General features: G+C 56.2%; 17 protein-coding genes and 5 pseudogenes. 12 read left to right on the forward strand and 10 right to left on the reverse strand.

Going from position 1 to position 18,834, the window contains the following annotated elements:
- Positions 1-8: 8 nt before the first annotated feature.
- The 10 genes and pseudogenes from JCM13995_RS02265 (at position 9) to JCM13995_RS02310 (ending at position 9,452) form a co-directional block, all read left to right on the forward strand.
- Positions 9-1,121, forward strand: a complete 1,113-nt coding sequence (locus JCM13995_RS02265) for a methionine ABC transporter ATP-binding protein (protein WP_054662042.1) — start codon at positions 9-11, stop codon at positions 1,119-1,121.
- Positions 1,118-1,804: a methionine ABC transporter permease gene (locus JCM13995_RS02270; RefSeq protein WP_054662045.1), complete on the forward strand. Its 687-nt coding sequence runs from the start codon at positions 1,118-1,120 to the stop codon at positions 1,802-1,804. The genes JCM13995_RS02265 and JCM13995_RS02270 overlap by 4 nt, the downstream gene beginning before the upstream one ends.
- A gap of 179 nt (positions 1,805-1,983) precedes the next feature.
- Positions 1,984-2,750, forward strand: a pseudogene (gene sufC, locus JCM13995_RS02275) (Fe-S cluster assembly ATPase SufC).
- Positions 2,743-3,764, forward strand: a pseudogene (locus tag JCM13995_RS02280) (SufD family Fe-S cluster assembly protein). The pseudogenes sufC and JCM13995_RS02280 overlap by 8 nt, the downstream one beginning before the upstream one ends.
- Complete coding sequence (locus JCM13995_RS02285) at positions 3,757-4,953, forward strand: aminotransferase class V-fold PLP-dependent enzyme (RefSeq protein ID WP_054662048.1); 1,197 nt, start codon at positions 3,757-3,759, stop codon at positions 4,951-4,953. Before JCM13995_RS02280 ends, JCM13995_RS02285 begins: the two are co-directional and overlap by 8 nt.
- The gene (gene sufU, locus JCM13995_RS02290; protein ID WP_054662051.1) at positions 4,940-5,383 is read left to right on the forward strand and encodes a Fe-S cluster assembly sulfur transfer protein SufU; all 444 of its coding nucleotides are present in this window, start codon (positions 4,940-4,942) and stop codon (positions 5,381-5,383) included. The genes JCM13995_RS02285 and sufU overlap by 14 nt, the downstream gene beginning before the upstream one ends.
- Positions 5,376-6,812 (forward strand): Fe-S cluster assembly protein SufB, encoded by a 1,437-nt coding sequence (gene sufB, locus JCM13995_RS02295; protein WP_054662054.1) that lies wholly within the window; start codon positions 5,376-5,378, stop codon positions 6,810-6,812. The genes sufU and sufB overlap by 8 nt, the downstream gene beginning before the upstream one ends.
- A gap of 133 nt (positions 6,813-6,945) precedes the next feature.
- Positions 6,946-7,328, forward strand: a pseudogene (locus tag JCM13995_RS02300) (DUF1694 domain-containing protein).
- Between the two features lie 80 nt (positions 7,329-7,408).
- The gene (locus JCM13995_RS02305) at positions 7,409-8,302 is read left to right on the forward strand and encodes a DUF2785 domain-containing protein (RefSeq protein ID WP_225350654.1); all 894 of its coding nucleotides are present in this window, start codon (positions 7,409-7,411) and stop codon (positions 8,300-8,302) included.
- A 277-nt stretch (positions 8,303-8,579) separates the two neighbouring features.
- On the forward strand, positions 8,580-9,452 hold the full coding sequence (locus JCM13995_RS02310) for a helix-turn-helix domain-containing protein (protein WP_054662057.1): 873 nt from the start codon (positions 8,580-8,582) through the stop codon (positions 9,450-9,452).
- 58 nt (positions 9,453-9,510) lie between these two features.
- On the opposite strand, the gene JCM13995_RS02315 is transcribed toward JCM13995_RS02310, so the two are convergent.
- The 6 genes and pseudogenes from JCM13995_RS02315 to JCM13995_RS02340 all read right to left on the reverse strand — a co-directional run bounded on the left by JCM13995_RS02315 (position 9,511) and on the right by JCM13995_RS02340 (position 13,820).
- The gene (locus JCM13995_RS02315) at positions 9,511-10,011 is read right to left on the reverse strand and encodes a universal stress protein (RefSeq protein WP_054662060.1); all 501 of its coding nucleotides are present in this window, start codon (positions 10,009-10,011) and stop codon (positions 9,511-9,513) included.
- Between the two features lie 74 nt (positions 10,012-10,085).
- On the reverse strand, positions 10,086-10,364 hold the full coding sequence (locus tag JCM13995_RS02320) for a hypothetical protein (RefSeq protein ID WP_054662063.1): 279 nt from the start codon (positions 10,362-10,364) through the stop codon (positions 10,086-10,088).
- A gap of 421 nt (positions 10,365-10,785) precedes the next feature.
- Positions 10,786-12,067, reverse strand: a pseudogene (locus JCM13995_RS02325) (replication-associated recombination protein A).
- 78 nt (positions 12,068-12,145) lie between these two features.
- A complete protein-coding gene (locus JCM13995_RS02330; RefSeq protein ID WP_054662066.1) occupies positions 12,146-12,604 on the reverse strand; it encodes a hypothetical protein in 459 nt (152 codons plus the stop codon).
- A 115-nt stretch (positions 12,605-12,719) separates the two neighbouring features.
- Positions 12,720-13,181, reverse strand: a complete 462-nt coding sequence (locus JCM13995_RS02335) for a TMEM175 family protein (RefSeq protein WP_054662069.1) — start codon at positions 13,179-13,181, stop codon at positions 12,720-12,722.
- Positions 13,182-13,364: 183 nt separating this feature from the next.
- Complete coding sequence (locus JCM13995_RS02340) at positions 13,365-13,820, reverse strand: YueI family protein (protein ID WP_054662072.1); 456 nt, start codon at positions 13,818-13,820, stop codon at positions 13,365-13,367.
- Positions 13,821-13,885: 65 nt separating this feature from the next.
- On the opposite strand from JCM13995_RS02340, the gene JCM13995_RS02345 reads away from it, so the two are divergent.
- Positions 13,886-14,497 carry a DUF1054 family protein gene (locus JCM13995_RS02345; protein WP_054662075.1) on the forward strand — a complete coding sequence of 204 codons (612 nt, stop codon included), beginning with the start codon at positions 13,886-13,888 and terminating at the stop codon, positions 14,495-14,497.
- A gap of 100 nt (positions 14,498-14,597) precedes the next feature.
- On the opposite strand, the gene JCM13995_RS02350 is transcribed toward JCM13995_RS02345, so the two are convergent.
- Both JCM13995_RS02350 and JCM13995_RS02355 read right to left on the reverse strand, forming a co-directional pair.
- A complete protein-coding gene (locus tag JCM13995_RS02350; RefSeq protein ID WP_156314287.1) occupies positions 14,598-15,614 on the reverse strand; it encodes a helix-turn-helix domain-containing protein in 1,017 nt (338 codons plus the stop codon).
- A complete protein-coding gene (locus tag JCM13995_RS02355; protein ID WP_156314288.1) occupies positions 15,545-16,297 on the reverse strand; it encodes a hypothetical protein in 753 nt (250 codons plus the stop codon). Before JCM13995_RS02355 ends, JCM13995_RS02350 begins: the two co-directional genes overlap by 70 nt.
- A gap of 323 nt (positions 16,298-16,620) precedes the next feature.
- Between JCM13995_RS02355 and arsC the strand changes: the two genes are divergently transcribed.
- The gene (arsC, locus tag JCM13995_RS02360) at positions 16,621-17,034 is read left to right on the forward strand and encodes an arsenate reductase (thioredoxin) (RefSeq protein ID WP_054662084.1); all 414 of its coding nucleotides are present in this window, start codon (positions 16,621-16,623) and stop codon (positions 17,032-17,034) included.
- A 462-nt stretch (positions 17,035-17,496) separates the two neighbouring features.
- Here arsC and JCM13995_RS02365 read toward each other — a convergent pair whose 3' ends face one another.
- Together JCM13995_RS02365 and JCM13995_RS02370 are read right to left on the reverse strand one after the other, a co-directional pair.
- Positions 17,497-17,829: a hypothetical protein gene (locus JCM13995_RS02365; RefSeq protein WP_054662087.1), complete on the reverse strand. Its 333-nt coding sequence runs from the start codon at positions 17,827-17,829 to the stop codon at positions 17,497-17,499.
- Between the two features lie 110 nt (positions 17,830-17,939).
- A pseudogene (locus JCM13995_RS02370) lies at positions 17,940-18,718 on the reverse strand (gamma-glutamyl-gamma-aminobutyrate hydrolase family protein).
- Between the last annotated feature and the right edge of the window lie 116 nt (positions 18,719-18,834).

The following is an 18,834-nucleotide window of genomic DNA, read 5'->3' on the forward strand; positions in this document are numbered from 1 at the left end:
GGTTGGTCATGGCAGAACCGGTGATCGAATTAAAACAGGTCGATGTGAACTTCAGTGAGAAGAACAAAAGTGTGCATGCGGTCGATCACGTTGACTTGACGGTTGAGCGCGGTGACATTTACGGGATCGTCGGTTATTCCGGCGCTGGTAAATCCACGCTGGTGCGGACTATCAACTTGCTGCAGCGCCCCACCAGCGGTCAGGTCACGGTCCTGGGCCAGGACATGCTCAGCCTCAGCGCTGCGGACCTGCGCGGCGAGCGGCGGCGGATCGGGATGATCTTTCAGCACTTTAACCTGATGAATTCGCTCACGATCGCAGGCAATGTCGCTTTTCCGTTGAAAGGCACTTATGTCAAGGATAAGGATAAGAACGGCAACGAGATCTCACGTAAAATCACCAAGCAGGAAATCAACAAAAAGGTTTCTGATCTGCTTGAACTGGTTGGGTTGAACGAGCGGGCCGCAGCTTACCCGACGGAATTGTCCGGCGGTCAAAAGCAGCGGGTCGGGATCGCGCGGGCGCTGGCTTCGGATCCCGAGATTCTCATTTCCGATGAAGCGACTTCTGCGCTGGATCCTAAAACCACCAGTTCGATCCTTGAACTGCTGGCCAGCTTGAACAAGCGGCTGGGCTTGACCATTGTCCTGATCACCCACGAAATGGAGGCCGTTAAACAGGTCTGCAACAAGGTGGCGGTCATGGACGACGGTCGCATCATCGAGCGCGGCGACCTGCTTCACATTTTTGCCGCCCCACAGCAGCAGCTGACCAAGGACTTCATCGACACGACGATTCAAATCGATGAGGCCATCGAAGCGGTACGGGATCAGCCGGCGGTCCGCAACTTGAAGGCGCCGGATCAGCTGGTGCGCCTGACTTATGTCGGGGCGTCCACCGATCAGCCGCTGGTCGCGACGCTGTTCAAGGAGTACAACGTCACGGCGAACATTTTGTTTGGCGACATTCAGATCCTGCAAGGCACGCCGTTTGGCAATTTGCTGGTCGTGCTGTCCGGAACCGCGGATGATTTAAACCGGGCGTTTGAGTATCTGAAGCAAAGCGACGTGACCGTTCAGCACCTGTCTGCGACCGCTGAGAAAGGAGCGACGAAAGCATGAATTTAATTGAAAAATTCTTCCCCAACGTTGTTCCGATTTGGAGTGGGGACGGCGGGGTCACCGAAGCCATCGGGCAAACGCTGTACATGACCTGGTGGACGACCGTGATCGCGTTTACCTTGGGTATCATCATCGGGATCGTCTTGGTGCTGACTGATGCACACGGGTTGACGGAGAACCATCCGGTGTACTGGGTCGTTGATAAGCTGGTCAACATCTTCCGAGCGATTCCCTTCATCATTTTGCTGGCCGTTCTGAATCCGGTGACGCGTGCCATTGTTGGCACTGGCATTGGGCCGCGTGCGGCCCTGGTGCCGTTGGTCCTTGGGACCACCCCGTTTTTTGCGCGGCAGGTGCAAAATGCGCTGCTCACCGTTGACCCAGGGGTGATCGAGGCGGCCGAGGCCATGGGCCTGTCGCCGCTGCAAATCGTTTTTCGCGTTTACTTGCGTGAAGGGCTCGGCGAGCTGGTTCGCGTTGGCGTTCTGACCATCATCTCGATCATCGGGTTGACCGCGATGGCCGGTGCGGTTGGCGGCGGCGGCCTGGGGAACCTGGCGATTGCCGTGGGGTACCAGCGCTTTGAAAACGATGTGATCTGGGTCGCGATGATCTTCATCCTGATCCTAGTGTTCATCGTTCAGTTTGTCGGTGACTGGCTGGCGCGGCGGCTGCAACACTAAACACTGACTCGAACAATTGGCCGGCGGCTCTTCATGAGGCGCCGGCTTTGTTGACCCTCGCCGGCGGTTGGCAATCCAGTTTGAAGTCGGCAGGGCCCAATTAGGTTGCATGAAAGCGGTTTGCGAGGGGCCGGCTCCTGCCGTACAATGGGAGTAGACAAAGTCCAGGAGGCGCTATCTTGAGCACACTAGAAATCAAAGATCTGCACGTTAAGGTAAAGGCTGAACCCGAGCATCCCGAAATTCTGAAGGGGGTCGATTTGACCATTCATGCCGGGGAGATCCACGCGCTGATGGGGCCTAACGGCAACGGCAAGTCCACCCTGGCCGAAACCATCATGGGCAATCCGCGGTACGTGGTCAGCAAGGGGACATTTTGATCGACGGGCAAAGCATTGTCGGCATGGCAGTCGATGAGCGCGCCCGCCTCGGCCTGTTTCTGGGCATGCAGTACCCAGCGGAAATCAACGGGGTCACCAACGCGGAATTCATTCGCGCGGCGATCAACGCGCGGCGGCCGGACGATGATCAGATCCCAATCATGGATTTTCTCCAACAGCTCGATGACACCATGGCCCAGCTGAAAATGCCCGAGGACATGGCCGACCGCTACCTGAACCAAGGCTTTTCAGGCGGTGAAAAAAAGCGCAATGAGATCCTGCAGCTGATGATGATCCACCCCCACTGGGCGCTGCTGGACGAAATTGACTCCGGCCTCGACATTGACGCCTTGCGCATTGTTGCCGACGGCGTGAATTCGATGCGGGGGGCCGACTTCTCCTCGCTGATCATCACCCATTACGAGCGGTTGCTGGATTACATCACCCCTGACGTGGTGCACGTCATGAAGGACGGCCGCATCATCGAATCCGGTGGGCCGGAGCTGGCGCACACCTTGGAAAAGACCGGTTATGAGCACCTCAAGGCGGGTGACGGGAATGATTAAACGGCTGCCTTTGGCCAACACGCCGAAAATCCCGCTTGCGCGCTACATGAAGGCGGCAAAGGACAGTACCCCGGTTGCTGGCATGACCGTGAACGCGCCAAGCGCGATCACGGTTTCGCACCCGACAGACGCCAACGCCTTTCCACGCCGCATTTCGCTGGACGAGTGGCTGACGGAAGCACCTCAGCAGATCACCGAAGTCACGGTACCGGCCGGTTATGCCAGTATGAGCCGTTTCGTCTCACCGGCCCGACTGACGGCGGCGGCCTGCTGCTCATTCATGTCGGTGCGCGGGCTCACGTGGCGTTTCAGGAGCGCTGGGCCAGCACCGGCACCTCGCTTGGCGTTGGCGTGCTGGTGGATATTGGTGAAGACGCGCAGGTCGACTGGCTCACATACGATGGCTTTCAGGCAGAGATGGTGCTGGCGTCGCGAACCGCAGAGCTGGCCGACCGTGCCACGCTGAATTGGACCTTGGCCGGGTTTGCTCAGAACTCAGGCGCCACGTTGATAAATGTCAACTTGCGCGGCACCGGCGCTTCGGCCACGGTCAACGTCGGCGTCCTGGCCAGTGGCCGGCAGCACGTCGGCTACACCACTGCCATGACGAATTACGGCCGCAAGACCCGTGGGCACATCAATCAGCGCGGCGTCATCGTCGGCAAGGCCCACCTGATCTTTAACGGGATCGGCCACATTATCAAAGGCGCGCGCGGCAGTGACAATCAGCAGGAAAATCGGGTGCTGATGCTTGGCAAGGATTCCCGCGGCGATGCGGATCCGATTTTGCTGATCGATGAAAACGACGTAACGGCTGGGCACGCGGCGTCTGTGACCCGGGTCGACAAGGCGCAGATGTACTACCTGATGAGTCGCGGCCTGCCAGAGGCGCTGGCGCAGCGGTTAGTGATCCGGGGCTTTCTTGAGGCCGGTCTGCTGGAAATTACGGACAAGGATCTGAAGGCAGATCTGTTTAAGCAGATCGATGAAACTTTGGTGAACACAGATGAATGATGAGTTTCCCTTTTTTAAGCGGCATCCAGCGTTGACTTATCTGGACAGTGCCGCCACTTCGCAAAAACCGCAGTCGGTGATCGACGCAGTCGTGGCGTACTACACGGAAGACAATGCGAATGTGCACCGCGGGCTATACAAACTTGCCTACAACACCACGGAGACCTATGAGGCGGTGCGCGCGCAGGCGGCGCGCTTCATCAACGCGCTGGCGGCTTCGCAAATCGTGTTCACCCGCAGCACGACCGACGGGTTGAACCTGGTGGCTTCAGGCTTTGGGCCCTTGGTCGTGCACGCCGGCGATGAGATTCTGGTGTCTGGCGCCGAGCATCACAGCAACTTCATTCCCTGGCAGCAGCTGGCCAAGCGCACCGGTGCCAAGTTTGTGGTTGCCCCAGTGACACAAGCCGGCAACACGGATCCGGCCGCCATCGGCAAACTCCTGACGCCTCGCACCAAGATCCTGGCCCTTGCGCAGGTGACCAACGTGGCCGGCGGCTCAGTTGACATTCGCCCGCTGGCGGACGAAGTGCATGCCAATGGCGGGTATATGGTCGTCGACGGCGCGCAGGCCGTGGCCCACATGAAGGTGGACGTGCAGGCGCTCGGTGCGGATTTTTACGCCTTCTCCGGCCACAAAATGTATGGGCCGACCGGCATCGGTGTGCTGTACGGCCGCTCTGAACTGCTCGCGCAAATGCCACCGGTGCAGTTTGGCGGCGAGATGATCGATGAGGTGCAGGACCAGTCAGCGACTTGGGCAGAAGTACCGCTCAAGTTTGAGGCAGGTACGCCGAACATTGCCGGGGTGTTCGGCCTGAAAGCTGCGCTGGATTATGTTTCAAGTCTGGACATGGCGGCGGTCGCCGACCATGACCACGCCCTGGTGACACAGCTGCGCACCGGGCTGGCCAAGATTCCTGGAATAACGCTGTACGGCGATGACCAAAGCATCGGGATTGTCTCGTTTAACCTGGCCGGGGTCCATCCGCACGACTTGGCCACCGTGCTCGACGAAGCCGATATCGCGGTCCGGGCGGGGCATCACTGCGCGCAGCCGCTGATGGCCCGGCTGGGGGTCCCGGCGACCGTGCGGGCCAGCTTTGGGGTGTATAATACCCCGCAAGACGTCGCCAAACTGATTGCCGGCGTCGATGAGGCAAGGAGGTTTTTCCATGAGTCTGACTAAGCTGGATCAGTTGTATCGTCAGGTGATCTTGGACGAGGCGAACCACCCGCGGCACCACGGCGTGCTGGCCAGTCCAACCAGCCAGGTGACGCTGCGCAATCCGAGCTGTGGGGATGTGCTGAAACTCCAGCTGCAGCTCAAGGATGGCAAGGTCGCAGACGCGGCGTTTTCCGGTTCCGGCTGCACGATTTCGCAGGCCTCCGGCAGTCTGATGACCGATCAGATCATCGGCAAAACGCCTGGCGAGGTTGAAACCATGGTTGAGACTTTTTCCGACTTGGTGATCAGCGGCAGCGTGCCAGACGAAAAAGTGCTGGGGCCGGCTGCGATCCTCAAGGGAGTCCACCAGTTCCCGGCGCGCATCAAGTGTGCCACGCTGGCGTGGAAGGCGGCCGCTCAGGCATTAACGGAAGGTGAACAACATGACTGAAACCAAGAACACCAAAAATAACGAAGCAGTGGCCTCGCAAGTCGATTTTCTCGATGACGAGAATCCTGGCGACTTCAAGGATGACGTCAAGCTGGTGTATTCGACCGGCCGCGGATTGACTGAGCAAAAGGTCCGGGAGATCTCTGCTGAAAAAGGTGAGCCGCAGTGGATGCTCGATTATCGGTTGGCCGCTTACAAGACCTATCAGAAACTGCCTTTTCCTAATTATGGTCCAGACCTGTCAGATCTGGAGCTGGATAAAATGCTGTACTTTCAAAAGGCGACCGATAAAACCTACCGCGATTGGGCCGACGTGCCAGATGACATCAAGCGCACCTTTGATCGCTTAGGGGTGCCGCAGGCCGAGCGCAAGTACCTGGCTGGGGCCTCAGCGCAGTACGAATCGGAAGTGGTGTATCACAACATTAAAAAAGAGTTCGACAAGCTGGGGATCATTTTCATGGACATGGACTCGGCGCTGAAGCAGTACCCTGACCTCGTCCACCAGTACTTCGGGACCCTCGTTCATCCGAGCGACAATAAATTTGCGGCCCTTAACGGCGCGGTCTGGTCCGGCGGCTCGTTCATCTACGTGCCCAAGGGCGTTCAAACTGATGTGCCGATCCAGGCGTACTTCCGGATCAACGCGGAGAATTCCGGGCAGTTCGAGCGGACACTGATCATTGTGGAACCCGGTGCGCACATCAACTACGTGGAAGGCTGCACCGCCCCGAACTACTCCAGCGACTCGCTGCACGCGGCAGTGGTCGAGGTGTTCGTCAAGGACGATGCCTACTGCCGTTACACGACCATTCAGAACTGGTCCAAAAACGTCTTTTCCCTTGAGACCAAACGGGCGCAGGCGATGAAAAATGCGACCATGGAGTGGGTCGACGGCAACCTTGGCAGTAAGACGACGATGAAGTACCCGTCTGTTTATCTGGATGGGGAAGGCGCGCGCGGGACCATGCTGTCCATCGCCGTCGCTGGTGCCGGGGTTGATCAGGATAACGGGGCACGAATGATCCACAATGCGCCGAATACGTCCTCAAACATCGTGTCCAAGTCCATTGCCAAGGACGGCGGGGCGGTCGATTACCGCGGCACCGTGCGCTTCACCAAAAAGGCGGACAACTCATTTTGCCACGTGGAGTGCGACACGATCTTGATGGATGAAAAGTCGACCTCAGACACGATCCCGTATACGGAGATCAAAAATTCCAATGTGGCGATGGAGCACGAGGCCAAGGTTTCCAAGGTTTCCGAGGAGCAGCTTTACTATTTGGAAAGCCGCGGGATTCCTGAAGCCAAGGCCACCGAAATGATCATCATGGGGTTTGTGGAGCCGTTTACCAAGGAACTGCCGATGGAGTACGCGGTGGAACTGAACCGGTTGATTTCCATGGAAATGGACGGCTCGGTCGGGTAAGTTTTCCTGGTTTGATTGAGCAAGAAAAGGCTGACTGCGGTCGGCTTTTTTTTCTTGGCTGGGCTTTGTCATTAGCTGCGTAGAGGTTTCGCAAGCAAGTGGCAATGGTATAATGACCGCAGGAGGCGGCGACATGAGCGAAGACTTAAATGACTTCATTAAAGCCAAGGCGCTGGGTCTTTCGACCATCAAGCCGGACGAAAAACGGGCTTTTTTTTGGGTAACTTTCGGGAGCGAGTGGCCATGGCGGTCACAATCCGGCAGCTGCACGATGAACGCATCGCGAGCCTGCTCGATGAGGTGTTAACGCGCTACCCGCAGTACCGGGTGTACATCAATGGCCGCATGTCTCAGGAGCTGGTTGCCTATTACATGAAGCAGGCACTGGCCCATGACATTCCGTTCACCATCATGGCGCAGCCTGGCACGCGGGTCAAAAAGGCCCCCAGTGCCGATGATTTTGGCTGGGTCTTGGCTGATCCCAAAAACAAGATCGAGCGACCGATTTTACTTTAAGGAGGGCGATTCGTGGATTCTCAAGTTGACAGCACCATCAAAAACATTAGAAGTTTGCGCCGACAGCTGCACCAAGCAAGGTGTTCCGCGGCCTGCCCAATGATCTTCACGAGCTGATTAAAAACGTCTCCGTCGATGCGGCCACTGCGGTCGCGCTGCCTGAAGATGACACTGAAGCCTTGGCCAAAATTGCGGCCATTGAGCTGCGCCTGAAAGCCGAAAAGAAAATGCAGGTGACCGACAGTGATCTGCGATACTTGATTGCGCACCTAGCGTCAACGAATCCCGAGGTCCGCGATAAGGGTGTGTTCTTTTTGCTGTCAGATTTGTTTCAGGCCGATGCGTTTACGGAAAAGCAGGTGACGTGGCTGTTCACCACGCTGCAGCGCAAGGACATCTTGTTTGCGCATATCACCGAACCGCAAAACGATGCGGTCTTTCTTCGCAGCTTTGCGGTGATGCTGCTTTCCGGCCTGGTGTACGCTGACTTGAACCGGTATCATCTGCTGACCCCACGACAGTTCGAAAATCTATTGGTCAACCTGTGCGCGTACATCGTCTTGGAGCGTGATGGACGCGGTTATGTGGCAGGCAAAGGCTGGGCCCATGCGTACACGCACATCGGCAATCTGGCGGACGAACTCAGTCAGGTGCCAAGTCTGATGCGCGGGGACAAGCTGCTGCTCATGGCGGCGGTGCTTGAGGGCTGGCAACGCAGCGAGGACTCGCTGGTGTTCGGCGAGGATCAGCGGGTGTCAGCGTACTTGGTCAACATTGCCACAAAAAATCAGTTTTATGCGGACGCCTTGGTCATGTGCCTCACCGCCTGGCAGACGCGGCTGCGCAACCTGAAACCGCAAGAAAACCTGGGCTTTTGGACGCGCTGGTACAATCGGTCGCGCTTGCTTGAGGCGTTGCTAATGCGGGCTGATTTACCCAAGGTTGTCGTCGACTATTTGCAAAAAAATCATTGACGCCTATTGATAAATTTAATGATAATAAGTTGCCTCTCATCAAAATATTTTGCGCGATAACAGCGGCCTGACAGCATCTCTGTCAGACCGCTGTTTTTATTTTAAAACCGCAGTTTAGAATATCTTCACTGTCTTATCATCATTACAATCGTTACATTAATAACGTTAAGCAGTCACAAATAGTTATAAGTAGTCAAAAACGATAATTTATAGTATAATGTGGGCATTGCAGAGGAGCGGCACGGGTTGCTCACTGGAAAGACAAAGGAGTGGAAGCATGAGTAAGTTGCAGCCGGCATTACGGATCAAAGGGGAAAACGTCCGGCGCTTTCGCAAACTGCGGGGATTGAGTCAGGCCGAGCTCGCTTCGGGCATTTGCACGCAGGCGACGATCAGCCTGATCGAAAAGCGCAACAAGGTCCCCAGCATGAATATCCTGGTCAGGTTAGTCAATCGGTTGGGCATCACGCTTGAGGATATTGTGGTGGAGAACCAGGACCGGATCCAACAGGCCCTCAGCGCGGTCGACCAGAAGGTGCGCCGCGGGGAGTACCGGGACGCAGCAGGTCTGCTCAAGAAAGTTAATGCCAGGCGGCTCACCCGCGAGCAGGATCTACGAAACTACAATTATTTCTCCGGGATGAGCGAGCTGTTTGTCACGCAAGATCTGGATGAGGCTATCTATTATTTCGGCCGCGTGCTCAACGGGGCGAGCGCGGCGGCCGCCGATGTGGCGGGGATCATGGCGACGCTCGGGTTGGCCCTGGCCTACGCAGAGAAAGGCACGACGGAGCGGGCACGGGTCTATGTCGAGCAGGCGATCAGTCTCTTCAACGCTCAGCCGCTGAACGAGCAGCGGTACCTTGATGTTGAACTCACCATTTACTGGCACATCAGCCGGATTTACTTTGAGTTAGGCGATGACGCGGCGACGTTGCAGCATGTTCAAAGTGACATTGCGATCGGGGTGCGCAACGAGAGCTTATTTCTGCTCCCTGAGTTGTACGCCTTGCAGGCACGCACTCAGGCGCGGCTGGAGGACGAGCAAGCGGCCCAGTCGCGAGCCATTGCACTGGCGCTGGCACGGGTCACTGACCGCACCTCACTGATCGCCGACTTGGTGCAGGGCGAGACTGCTGCTTCAGCCTAGGAATTTTGATTGGACAAAAAAAGCGCCCAGCGGACGAGTGGCCGTTGGGCGTGACGCGTTATGCCTTAGTTGGTTTATCCTTTGGCTTCTTAGTTGAAGACAGCGCCGGCTGATTGTTCAGATCAGTCCGCACGACCAAGACATCGCACTTGGCGTTTCTGGTGACATATTCAGTCACACTGCCGATCAGGAGCCGTTCAACAGCGTTCAGACCGGTCGCACCAATCATGATCAAATCAATATTTTTCTGTTTTGGAATGTCGCGGGCAATAATCGTCTTCGGCGCCCCGTACTCGATGGAGTAGGAGACCTTATCGAGCCCCGCCTTGTGGGCCTGCTCGATGTAGCCTTCCATGGTTTCCTTCGCGGTATCCGCAACTTGCTGAACCATGGCCGAGTCAAAACTCGAGACGTTGTTGAAGGCTCTGGTATCCACGATATGGATCAGGAACAATTCGCCACCATTGCGTTTGGTCACGGCGACGGCTTTTTGAAAAGCCAGCTCCGATTCATAGGAGCCATCGATCGCCACTAGAACGTGCTTGTATTGTTGTAACATGCCCATCACCTCTAAGTTCATTGTAGCTGAATGCCGGGGCAATGTGAAACGATTTCACACGAACACGCCCGCACTTAATCTTTCAGGTAGGTTGGCACGCGCAGGCCTAGAATTCCGGCAGCCAGTGCGCTGACGATCAAGGCCAGTGCCTCAAGCCAGCCTGTTAGCAGGATTCCTGCGGCCAAGGCCAACAAGCCGGCGATGATGAAGACCACGGCAAAGCGGCCAAGTTCACGCTGCGTGGCTTCAGACAGTTTTTCGATTCCAAGGAACCCTTGGTGCTGGTGCGTGGTGATATAAAACGCCAGGGTAAATAAAACGACAGCGAAGATGATGAAAACGACTCTAAACATGACCTACTCCTTCTGGTTGTTGATGCTACTATCCTAGCATATCTCATGCCGCACCGCTCGGGCCGTTTTACGAGGCCTTCGACGTAGAGCCCAAAAAAAAGACCGACATTTGCGTCGGCCAAAGTCCGAAGACTTTTGTGAAAGGCTAAATGGTGCCGTCGAGTACCCGAATTGTTGAAACCCGCGATTAGGCAAGTGGGCCCGGACGACAAATGCGTTAGCCATTCAGTGAGAGAACAGCACGGCACCTGCCACTTCTGGTTCCAAGGTATTGAGACTGTTCGGTCAACTAATAGATGGGGACCGCGAACACCTTAGGTACTTCCATGCTTTTACTCTATCACTGCCAGTTAAAACATGCAAGAATCTGCCCCCACTAAAAGCGCTGCAAAATGTGTCGTGGCGCGCTTGTGAGCGCTTGCTAGGATGGCTTTTGACTACGCTGCAGTGCTCGCAGGCGGGCGAGCTGCTGGCTGAGGGCTTGCTCATACTTGCCGGTCGTCTTTGGCTGGTAGTAATGGGTATTCTTCAGCTTAGCAGGCATGTAATTCTGCTTGACCCAGCCGCCTGGATAATTGTGCGGCAACTTGTAGCCGACGCCGTGGCCCAACGCCTTCGCGCCCTTGTAATGGGCGTCGCGGAGGTCGTCGGGAATGGCACCTGCCTTGCCCGCGTTCACATCGGCGATGGCCGCGTCGATGGCGCTGATCGCGGAGTTGGACTTGGGGGCGAGGCAAAGGTCGATCACCGCGTTGGCTAAGGGAATGCGTCCTTCCGGCAGGCCCAGCCGTTCGGCGGACTGAATCGCCGTGAGCGTCCGACTGGCGGTTTGCGGATTAGCCAGACCGACATCCTCGTAGGCAATGACCAACAGGCGGCGCAAAATGCTGGGCAGATCGCCGATGACGATGAGCCGCGCCAGGTAGTGCAACGCGGCGTCCACGTCCGAGCCGCGAATCGATTTTTGAAACGCGGAAATCAGGTCGTAGTGCGCATCACCGTCGGCGTCCCCGTCCAGGGCGCGCTGCTGCAAGGACTGGTGCATGACCTCAGCCGTCAGGTGAATCTGACCAGCGGTTTCGGGCGTGGACAGCGTGGCGAGTTCCAGGGCGTTCAGCGCCGAGCGGAGGTCGCCGTTGGTCGCCGTGGTCAGGTAGTCGCGGGCTTGGTCATCAAGCACCACTGGTATTTGCCCAACCCACGGTCTTGATCAGTCAGCGCGCGATCGATGGCAGTGCTGATGTCTGCGGCGTCAGTGGGTGGACCTGAAAGATTTGGGTGCGGCTGCGAATGGCCGGTTGAATACTCATGTAAGGATTCTCGGTTGTTGCCCCAATCATGACGATTCGGCCAGACTCAAGCATCGGCAGCAGAAAGTCCTGCTTGGTTTTATCGAGGCGGTGGATCTCGTCCAGCAGCAGGATCACCGTGCCACTCATTTTGGCTTCCTCGGCTACGATCTGCAGATCCTTCTTGGTGTCAGTTGCGGCGTTTAGCATGCGAAAGGCGTACTTAGTGGCGCCAGCGATGGCGCTGGCGATGCTGGTCTTGCCGGTGCCAGGGGGGCCGTACAAAATCATGGAACTGAGACGTTTAGCCACGACCATGCGCCGGATGATCTGGCCTTCGCCAACGAGGTGCTGCTGGCCGACAACCTCATCCAAATTGCGTGGCCGCATGCGATAAGCGAGCGGCTGCTGCATAACCATCCTTCTTTCTTCTAGTTCAGTCTAGCAGGCTCTTGGGGTCATGCCAAACGGCGAGCAAAAAAAAGCACCGTCTTAACGGTGCTGACTGGTGTCGTGCTGGGAATCGTCGTGCTCTGACGCATCTGATTGTTGTGCTTTTGGCGCATCATCGGTTGGGGCGGCTTGCTGCTTGCGCCTTTGGAGGATTTGGCGCCGCTGGTCAAACCAAGCGGCCATTTCGGCCTTTTGCTCAGGCGTGGCGGTTTCGAAGCGCTCATGAATGCGGTGGCGGCGCTGTGCGTCCAGACTCTGATCGAGCCATGCGGCCCAGGCGCCGGTCGAAAGCGGCGGCGCATTTTTTCCGCTTGGCGCTTTTGCCGTGGTTTGCGACTGGCGCGGTTGGGAAGCTGAGGCGGTGGCGCCGGTGGTTTTCTGATCGGACTGGTCGTGCCAGATCCGTCTTGCGGTTTTGCGCCAGTCCCCATAGTCAGACGCAGGGAGTTCGGCCAAATCTTTTTGTTCGTCCGCCGTGAGGGCATCCGCATCGTACATTTGCTGACGTGCATCGGCATTAAGCAGAAAACTGAGGACCGGGTAGGCTAGGTAAAAAGCCAGCGTGATGTGCGGGAAGAAGTACGCCGAGACGATGGCCGCGATGGACAGGCCATCAAGCCAGTGATTCGCGTTGCCATAGATTTTTTTGATAGACCTGCTGCATGTCGGCCTTGGTCGTGTACTGCAGGTGAATGATCGACTTGGCCAGGCCGCGAAACACCAAGTTGATGATGGCCTGCATCACCCCGTAAAGCATGACAGTGATCGAGGTCGTATTTTCGGCCATCATGTCCGTGAACAGAGGCATCAGGGATAAGACACCGAGAAAGGCCACTTCCCAGATCAGGATGCGGTAAGTCATTGTGTCGATCTCGGCGAAGGCCGTGCTGTGCTGATACCACATGTTGAAGACGAACACGAAGGTGATGAGATAAATGCCAATGTGTTTGCCCATGGTCAGATAATGGGGCCAGCTGTCTTGCAAAATCGGCGTGATGTCCAACACCATGATGGTAATGACGACCGCCATGATACCATCAGAAAAAGCATCGAGCCGGTTCTTCAGTTTTTCCATAATGGGCCTCCTTGCATTGCTGACCGTATTTTACGGTTTAACACAAGGTCTTGCAACCACGTCGGTGCCATTTCTGATGGCGAAAAAAACACCGACTGAGGCTGTCAGTCGGTTCAAAAAAAAGACGAGTGGCAGTGCCGGCGCTAATGCCAGTGAAGTGGGGAAAAATTGAACAGGAACGGGTTAGTTGAAGAGTCGGCCGAAAAAGCCCCGCTTTTTGTCGGTCTTTTGGGCTGGCGAGGTCACGTCTGAGGGTGTCGATAAATCGATGTCTTTGATGTTGATTGCCTGACTGGCCACCAGCAGGATGCCTGCAGCGGCCGAGGCCAGGCTGGCGGTACCATCATTAACCAGCGTGAATTGCACGTTTTTAGCGCTTGCCGCCTGCATGTAAGGGGCCGTGAGTTCGGGGTCCAGCTTGCCGTTGATCAGCAACTTGAACCCCGGTTGATCAGCGTACTTCGCCAGGGCGTTCTTAACTGCTGTTAGTGCACTTGGCTCTTCAACATCCTGATTCAACACCCGAATTGCCACGCGCTCGCGCAGAGAGCCCAAAAAGTGCCGACGTTCATCTGGATTGGTCTGCGGCGGGCCAAAAATGCTACTATTAAGGTGTTGTTGCAGATCATCGTCAGCCATGGTCAATTCCTCCTTGGTGGCGCTTGCAGCGCACGTATATTAAGTATAGCAGAAGGGGGCGTGTCATGTTCACCGATCAGGATTTTACCGTATTTGATGAGCCTACTTTGACGGGCCGGCTGGGGTTGATCCGCCGCGTCATCGACCCCAAGTTTGAGACGGCCGGCCTGCAGTTGGCGGCTTTGCTGGAAGACGAAGGGCTGCCGCCTTTGAGCCTGCACATCGCGAAGCACCAGCGGCGGCACAAGAACCCGCCGCCGGATACTTGGCTCGCGTTATCAGCCAATCAGCGTGGCTATAAGATGACGCCACACCTGGAATTGGGTCTGTGGGACGACCGGGTATTTCTCTGGCTTGCGCTGTTACAGGAGGCCAAAAAGGCGCACATTCGCGTGCCGTTTGACTCATTGCGGCCGCAAATGGTGCTACTGCCGACAGACATGGAGCTGGCCGAGGATCACACCAAAAAGGAAGTTCTGCCGCTGACCTTACCAAATTATGATCGTGTCAGCAGGCGGTACGATAACACCATCGCCGGTGAGTTCTTGGTGGGCAAGACCTACCTTCGCTCAGATCCGATTTTTGGTGAACCGGATGAGCTCTGGGCAGACATCCAAGAGCGCGTCGTGCGGCTGGCGCCGGTGTTCAAGACCCTGCTTGCGGCCAATCCCGGTTGAATCAAGCCTTTTGAAGCAATAAAAATCGTCTCCCGATGGGCTACCTGCATTTTTGCAAGTGACCGATTGGAAGACGATTTTTGCGTTTTGCTGGCATGCGTTATGATGTCTGCACATCGGTCCCCTTGCCGCGGTAGGTTGTCAGCCAGTGCGCTGATGAATCGGCGCTGTTATCGTAAGGGCAAAGTAGGCGGATATCCGCCACCAGTTGCTCAGCCTCACGGCGCGTTTGGGGCGTGTCCTGCTGATAACACTTCGCCAGCGTTTGCAGCTCGCTGACTTCGGCATTGGGCCACCATGAGATCAGCCACGGTTCATGCTTGAAGGCCGCGGTCAGCTTAGGGATCACGCTGGTGACGTGAAAATACACCGCGCCGTACATGAAATTGGTGCAGTTGTCGTAGAGCTGCGCGGCCACATTGGTTTGCGGCTTGAGGTGCGGGAGAATGACGGTGATGAGGTCATCGTAGTAGGTTTGGTCGATGCGGTTGATGTTCAGATTGAGGAGCTCGGTGTCCTGGGTGCTGAGGGCGCTCAGTGAGCGAAAATAATCCACGATGGCGCTTTGCTCATCGTGAGAGGGGCTGGCATATAACGCGTCACTATCCGGGAGAAAACCTGGGGCGGCCCAGTGGAGGACGGTGATCAGTCCGCCTTCATACATCACGCGCAAGCCTTTGGGCAGGTTTGGCGTGGTGTGGTGAAATTCTTTGAGCACCCTCTCGAAATCTTCGCGTGTGCGATGGGTTTCCTTAATATTTGAGGCCATATCGAATATTTTGAGCCGGTAGCGGCGGAAGGTGCTTGTTTCGTCAGTGGCAGTCTGCATCTGACTGGTGGGGATGATCATGCGCTGCATCAAGACAATCGTACTGCGAAAGCCGAGTTGTGTTTTGCCGTGCTCAAAACGCGACTGGGCCGAAGCTGACCAGTCGCCGAGGACATCGCTGACGGTCAATCCGCGTTGCTTGCGCAGGCGGCCCAAAGTCGGGCCGAACATCAGCTTCGCGTCCGGCGCGATGGCGAGCTTTGGATCGTGGTGATCCTTCAAGACCTGATTGTGCCAGCAGGGTTTGGTCCGCGCCTCTTGCGCCGCGCGGGCAAGGAAAGCAGCCAACTGGTCTGCGCCAAGGCGCCTAAGGCAGTCAATAGCGACGTCAGATCCTTATGCTTCGCAATGGCCACGACAGCCAAAAATTGCGGCATCACGTTGTTAAAGTGCAGTTGCAGTCCCGGAATTTTACTGATTGCGGCCATATCGGTGGCAATCTGTGCTGCCAATGGGGTGTCATCATGCAGCAGTGCGGTGAGTCCTAACCGCCATAAGGCCTCCCGCCGATAGCCCAAGGTTTGCCCAGTCAAGGCTGTCAGCCGCTGCCAGCACAAACTGGTCAGTTCGTGGCTGGCGTAAGGCAGGACACTGGTGATCAGGTAGTATTCAAAATTACCCCATTTTTCGGGATACGCGAGCATATCTGCGAGTTGCTGTTCCAAAGTGAGCGGCAGCCGGCAGTCCTCAGTCACTGACCGTTGAAGATAAGGCAGCGTCTGCCGAATCAGGGCGGCCAATGGTTTAGCGCAGATATCCTGTTGCAGGTAGGCAGTGATTTTGGCGGCGAGAGCTGGCCGTTGACCGTTGACGAGTTCTGCTAGTCCAAAGGGAAAGCCCTTTTTATCCGTGGCCAGCATTTCGCCCAAGTCATTGGCGCCCATGCCAAGATTGAACATCAATCGCCCAGCGATTTTCAGGCTGATGTCGCTTTGGTCGTGTTCGAATCGTGAAATAGTGGCGGTGTTCAAACCGCTTGCCGCCTGTGCCATTGAGATATGCCGTTGCGTGCGAAAAGCATGAAACATTTGACCCAGACTTTGCGCCATCCCGATTTCCCCCGTCCCTCTCGAATCCGTAATTGCTAATAGCATAGCACGATAAGGCGAAAAAAAGTGGGCCTAAATTCTGCTGTGTCGGCATTGAAACCGGTTTTGCTCAAGCGGCGCGGCCAGTTTTTATTTGGCAGGATGCCCGTTCATTCAGATAGAGCGGTGGCGTGGTCATGGGGAGTATCCGTAAAATTGGTGGCATAGTACAATAGAGATAAGCGTTTCTAGGGGTGGTGAAAATAGTGAGACAAATCTATTTTCTGTGCACTGGTAACTCCTGTCGCAGTCAAATGGCGGAAGGGTTTGCCAAGCAAATGCTGGGTCCGGCCTGGCGGGTGGCCAGTGCCGGCCTGCGTCAAGATGGCCTGAACCCGCTTGCGGTCAAAGTGATGGCCGAGCGAGGCATTGATATTAGCAAGCAATACTCGAAGCTGATCGACTTGCAGTATTTGCGGTCCTCTGACCTGGTGATCACGCTGTGCGGGGATGCGCGGGATCACTGCCCGGTGGTGCCGGCAACAGTGCGGCGGCAGCACTGGCCGCTGCCTGATCCCGCAGCGGCGACGGGGACTGCCGAAGAGATCCTGCTCGCATTTCGGAAGGTGCGAGACGAAATCGCGCAGCGGATGACGGCTTTGGCAGAAACAGCGGGTTAGACCGCATCAGGGTTAACTCAAAAAGCGGCGGCTCGCCATTTAATCGTGAGTCGCCGTTTTGTTTAGCTGCTAACAAAAAAACCACCATCGCTGGTGGAAAAGTTTGGGGGAACTTTTTAGGAGTGTTTCCATTCCGCTGGCAGTTGTTCGTATCTCTGCCTTTGGACAACTTCAGATTATCACATCTTATAAGCTTTGATAACAAAAAAAATTCAAATTTAGCCAAAAAAAATTTTTTTCTCACCAATTTTTTCTTCGCGAACCGGCGTGTTCTTAGCTTGTACGTTGTCTTTGGTATGCTTAAAAAGCCTATTTTCGTCCGTTGGAACATTCTTCGCTGAGAATGGTCCGCGTTTTCAAGCACAACGTCAAATATCGCAATCTGATGTCCACTGACACGGTTTGATCGCCTCAAAATAACTAATTTGCGGTGTGATCAGCCACCGGGGCAAGAAAAAAATGTCATAAACGCCCGCTATCGATGATTTTTCGCATTGCGGTTTGAACGTTCATCAGCGTCATGTGCGGGTCCTGTTTGAAGGCAGGCACGAGCTTGGCGGCCGTTAGCGTGTCAGTTTTCAGCAGCAGTTTGCCCGTGATGTCCAACACGGTCAGGCCTGAGTCAGTCAGTTGGGCCGTGAGGTAGCCGCCTTCGATCCCTTCATCGAGTAGTTCTTGCATCCAGTTTTGCAGGCCTCCTTGAATCACCTGCTCCTCTGTCAGCGGTTGCCCATTCTGCCGGCTTTGGTCGACCAGTGCGGTGACCTGGGCCATGGTTTCTGGAATTTCGTGCATGAGTGCCATCTCCTTTGTCTTTTCACCGGCATTGTACGCTTGCTGACCGGATAAAGGAACCAAAACGGCCCTAAAAAAACCAGCCGCTTGTGCGACTGGCAGGTAAACGATTAGCTGACTTTGGGCTGGGCGACAAAGGCTTGAGCGGTGCGCACCGCTGCGGCCCGCTTGACGAGGAGGGTGAAGGGCCGCAGCTGGGCCGCGTCTTGCTGCCACAGGTTTTCCGGGTGCCACTGCACGGCGAGGATCTGCTGATCGCGGGTATCGGCGACCGCCTCGATGACGCCGTCCGGCGCAGTGGCGATGATCTGCAGGCCTGGGGCGACCTTTTTGATGGCTTCGTGATGGCGCGAGTTGACGTAGGCATGCTCGCCCACCAGCTTGGCCAGCTGCGAGCCGGCCTTAACCGTTACGTGGTGGGTCGGGTACTGCCCCGGGGCAGCCTGGACGTGGCGAATCGTGGCATCAGGATCTTGACTGGCCAGATCCTGGTACAAGGTCCCACCCAGCGTCACGTTGAGGATCTGCAGCCCGCGGCAAATCGCAAAGATGGGTTTGCCAGCTGCAACCGTTGCTTGATCAGCGCCTGCTCAAAGCGGTCCTTTGGATAGGTGACACTGCCGATGTTTCGGCCGGGTTCCTCGCCGTACAGGGTCGGGTCAACGTCGGGACCACCTGGCAGCAGCAGACCGTCAAAGGTTGTCACAGCCGCTTCCGCCAGCTCTGCCGATAGTGTGACGTCATCGGGAAAAGGCAAGATGATCGGCGCACCGCCGGCCTTGATGATTGCCGTTTTGATGTCGCGTGGGGCAAAGTCCGCGTGGTTGAGATTCAGTTCAGCAGACGGCGTGTCTAAGGCATCGCCGGTCATGGCAATAATGGGACGCATGGGATCAATCCTTTCAGAAAATCATTGTCACCTACTTTAGGACTTTTTTCCCAGCAGTCAAGTAAAACTTGGTAAACTATCGACGCGAAAAAGCCGCCCGGCATTTGCTGGGCGGC

Source organism: Lacticaseibacillus camelliae DSM 22697 = JCM 13995 (assembly GCF_001311195.1).
GTDB classification, from domain to species: domain Bacteria; phylum Bacillota; class Bacilli; order Lactobacillales; family Lactobacillaceae; genus Lacticaseibacillus; species Lacticaseibacillus camelliae.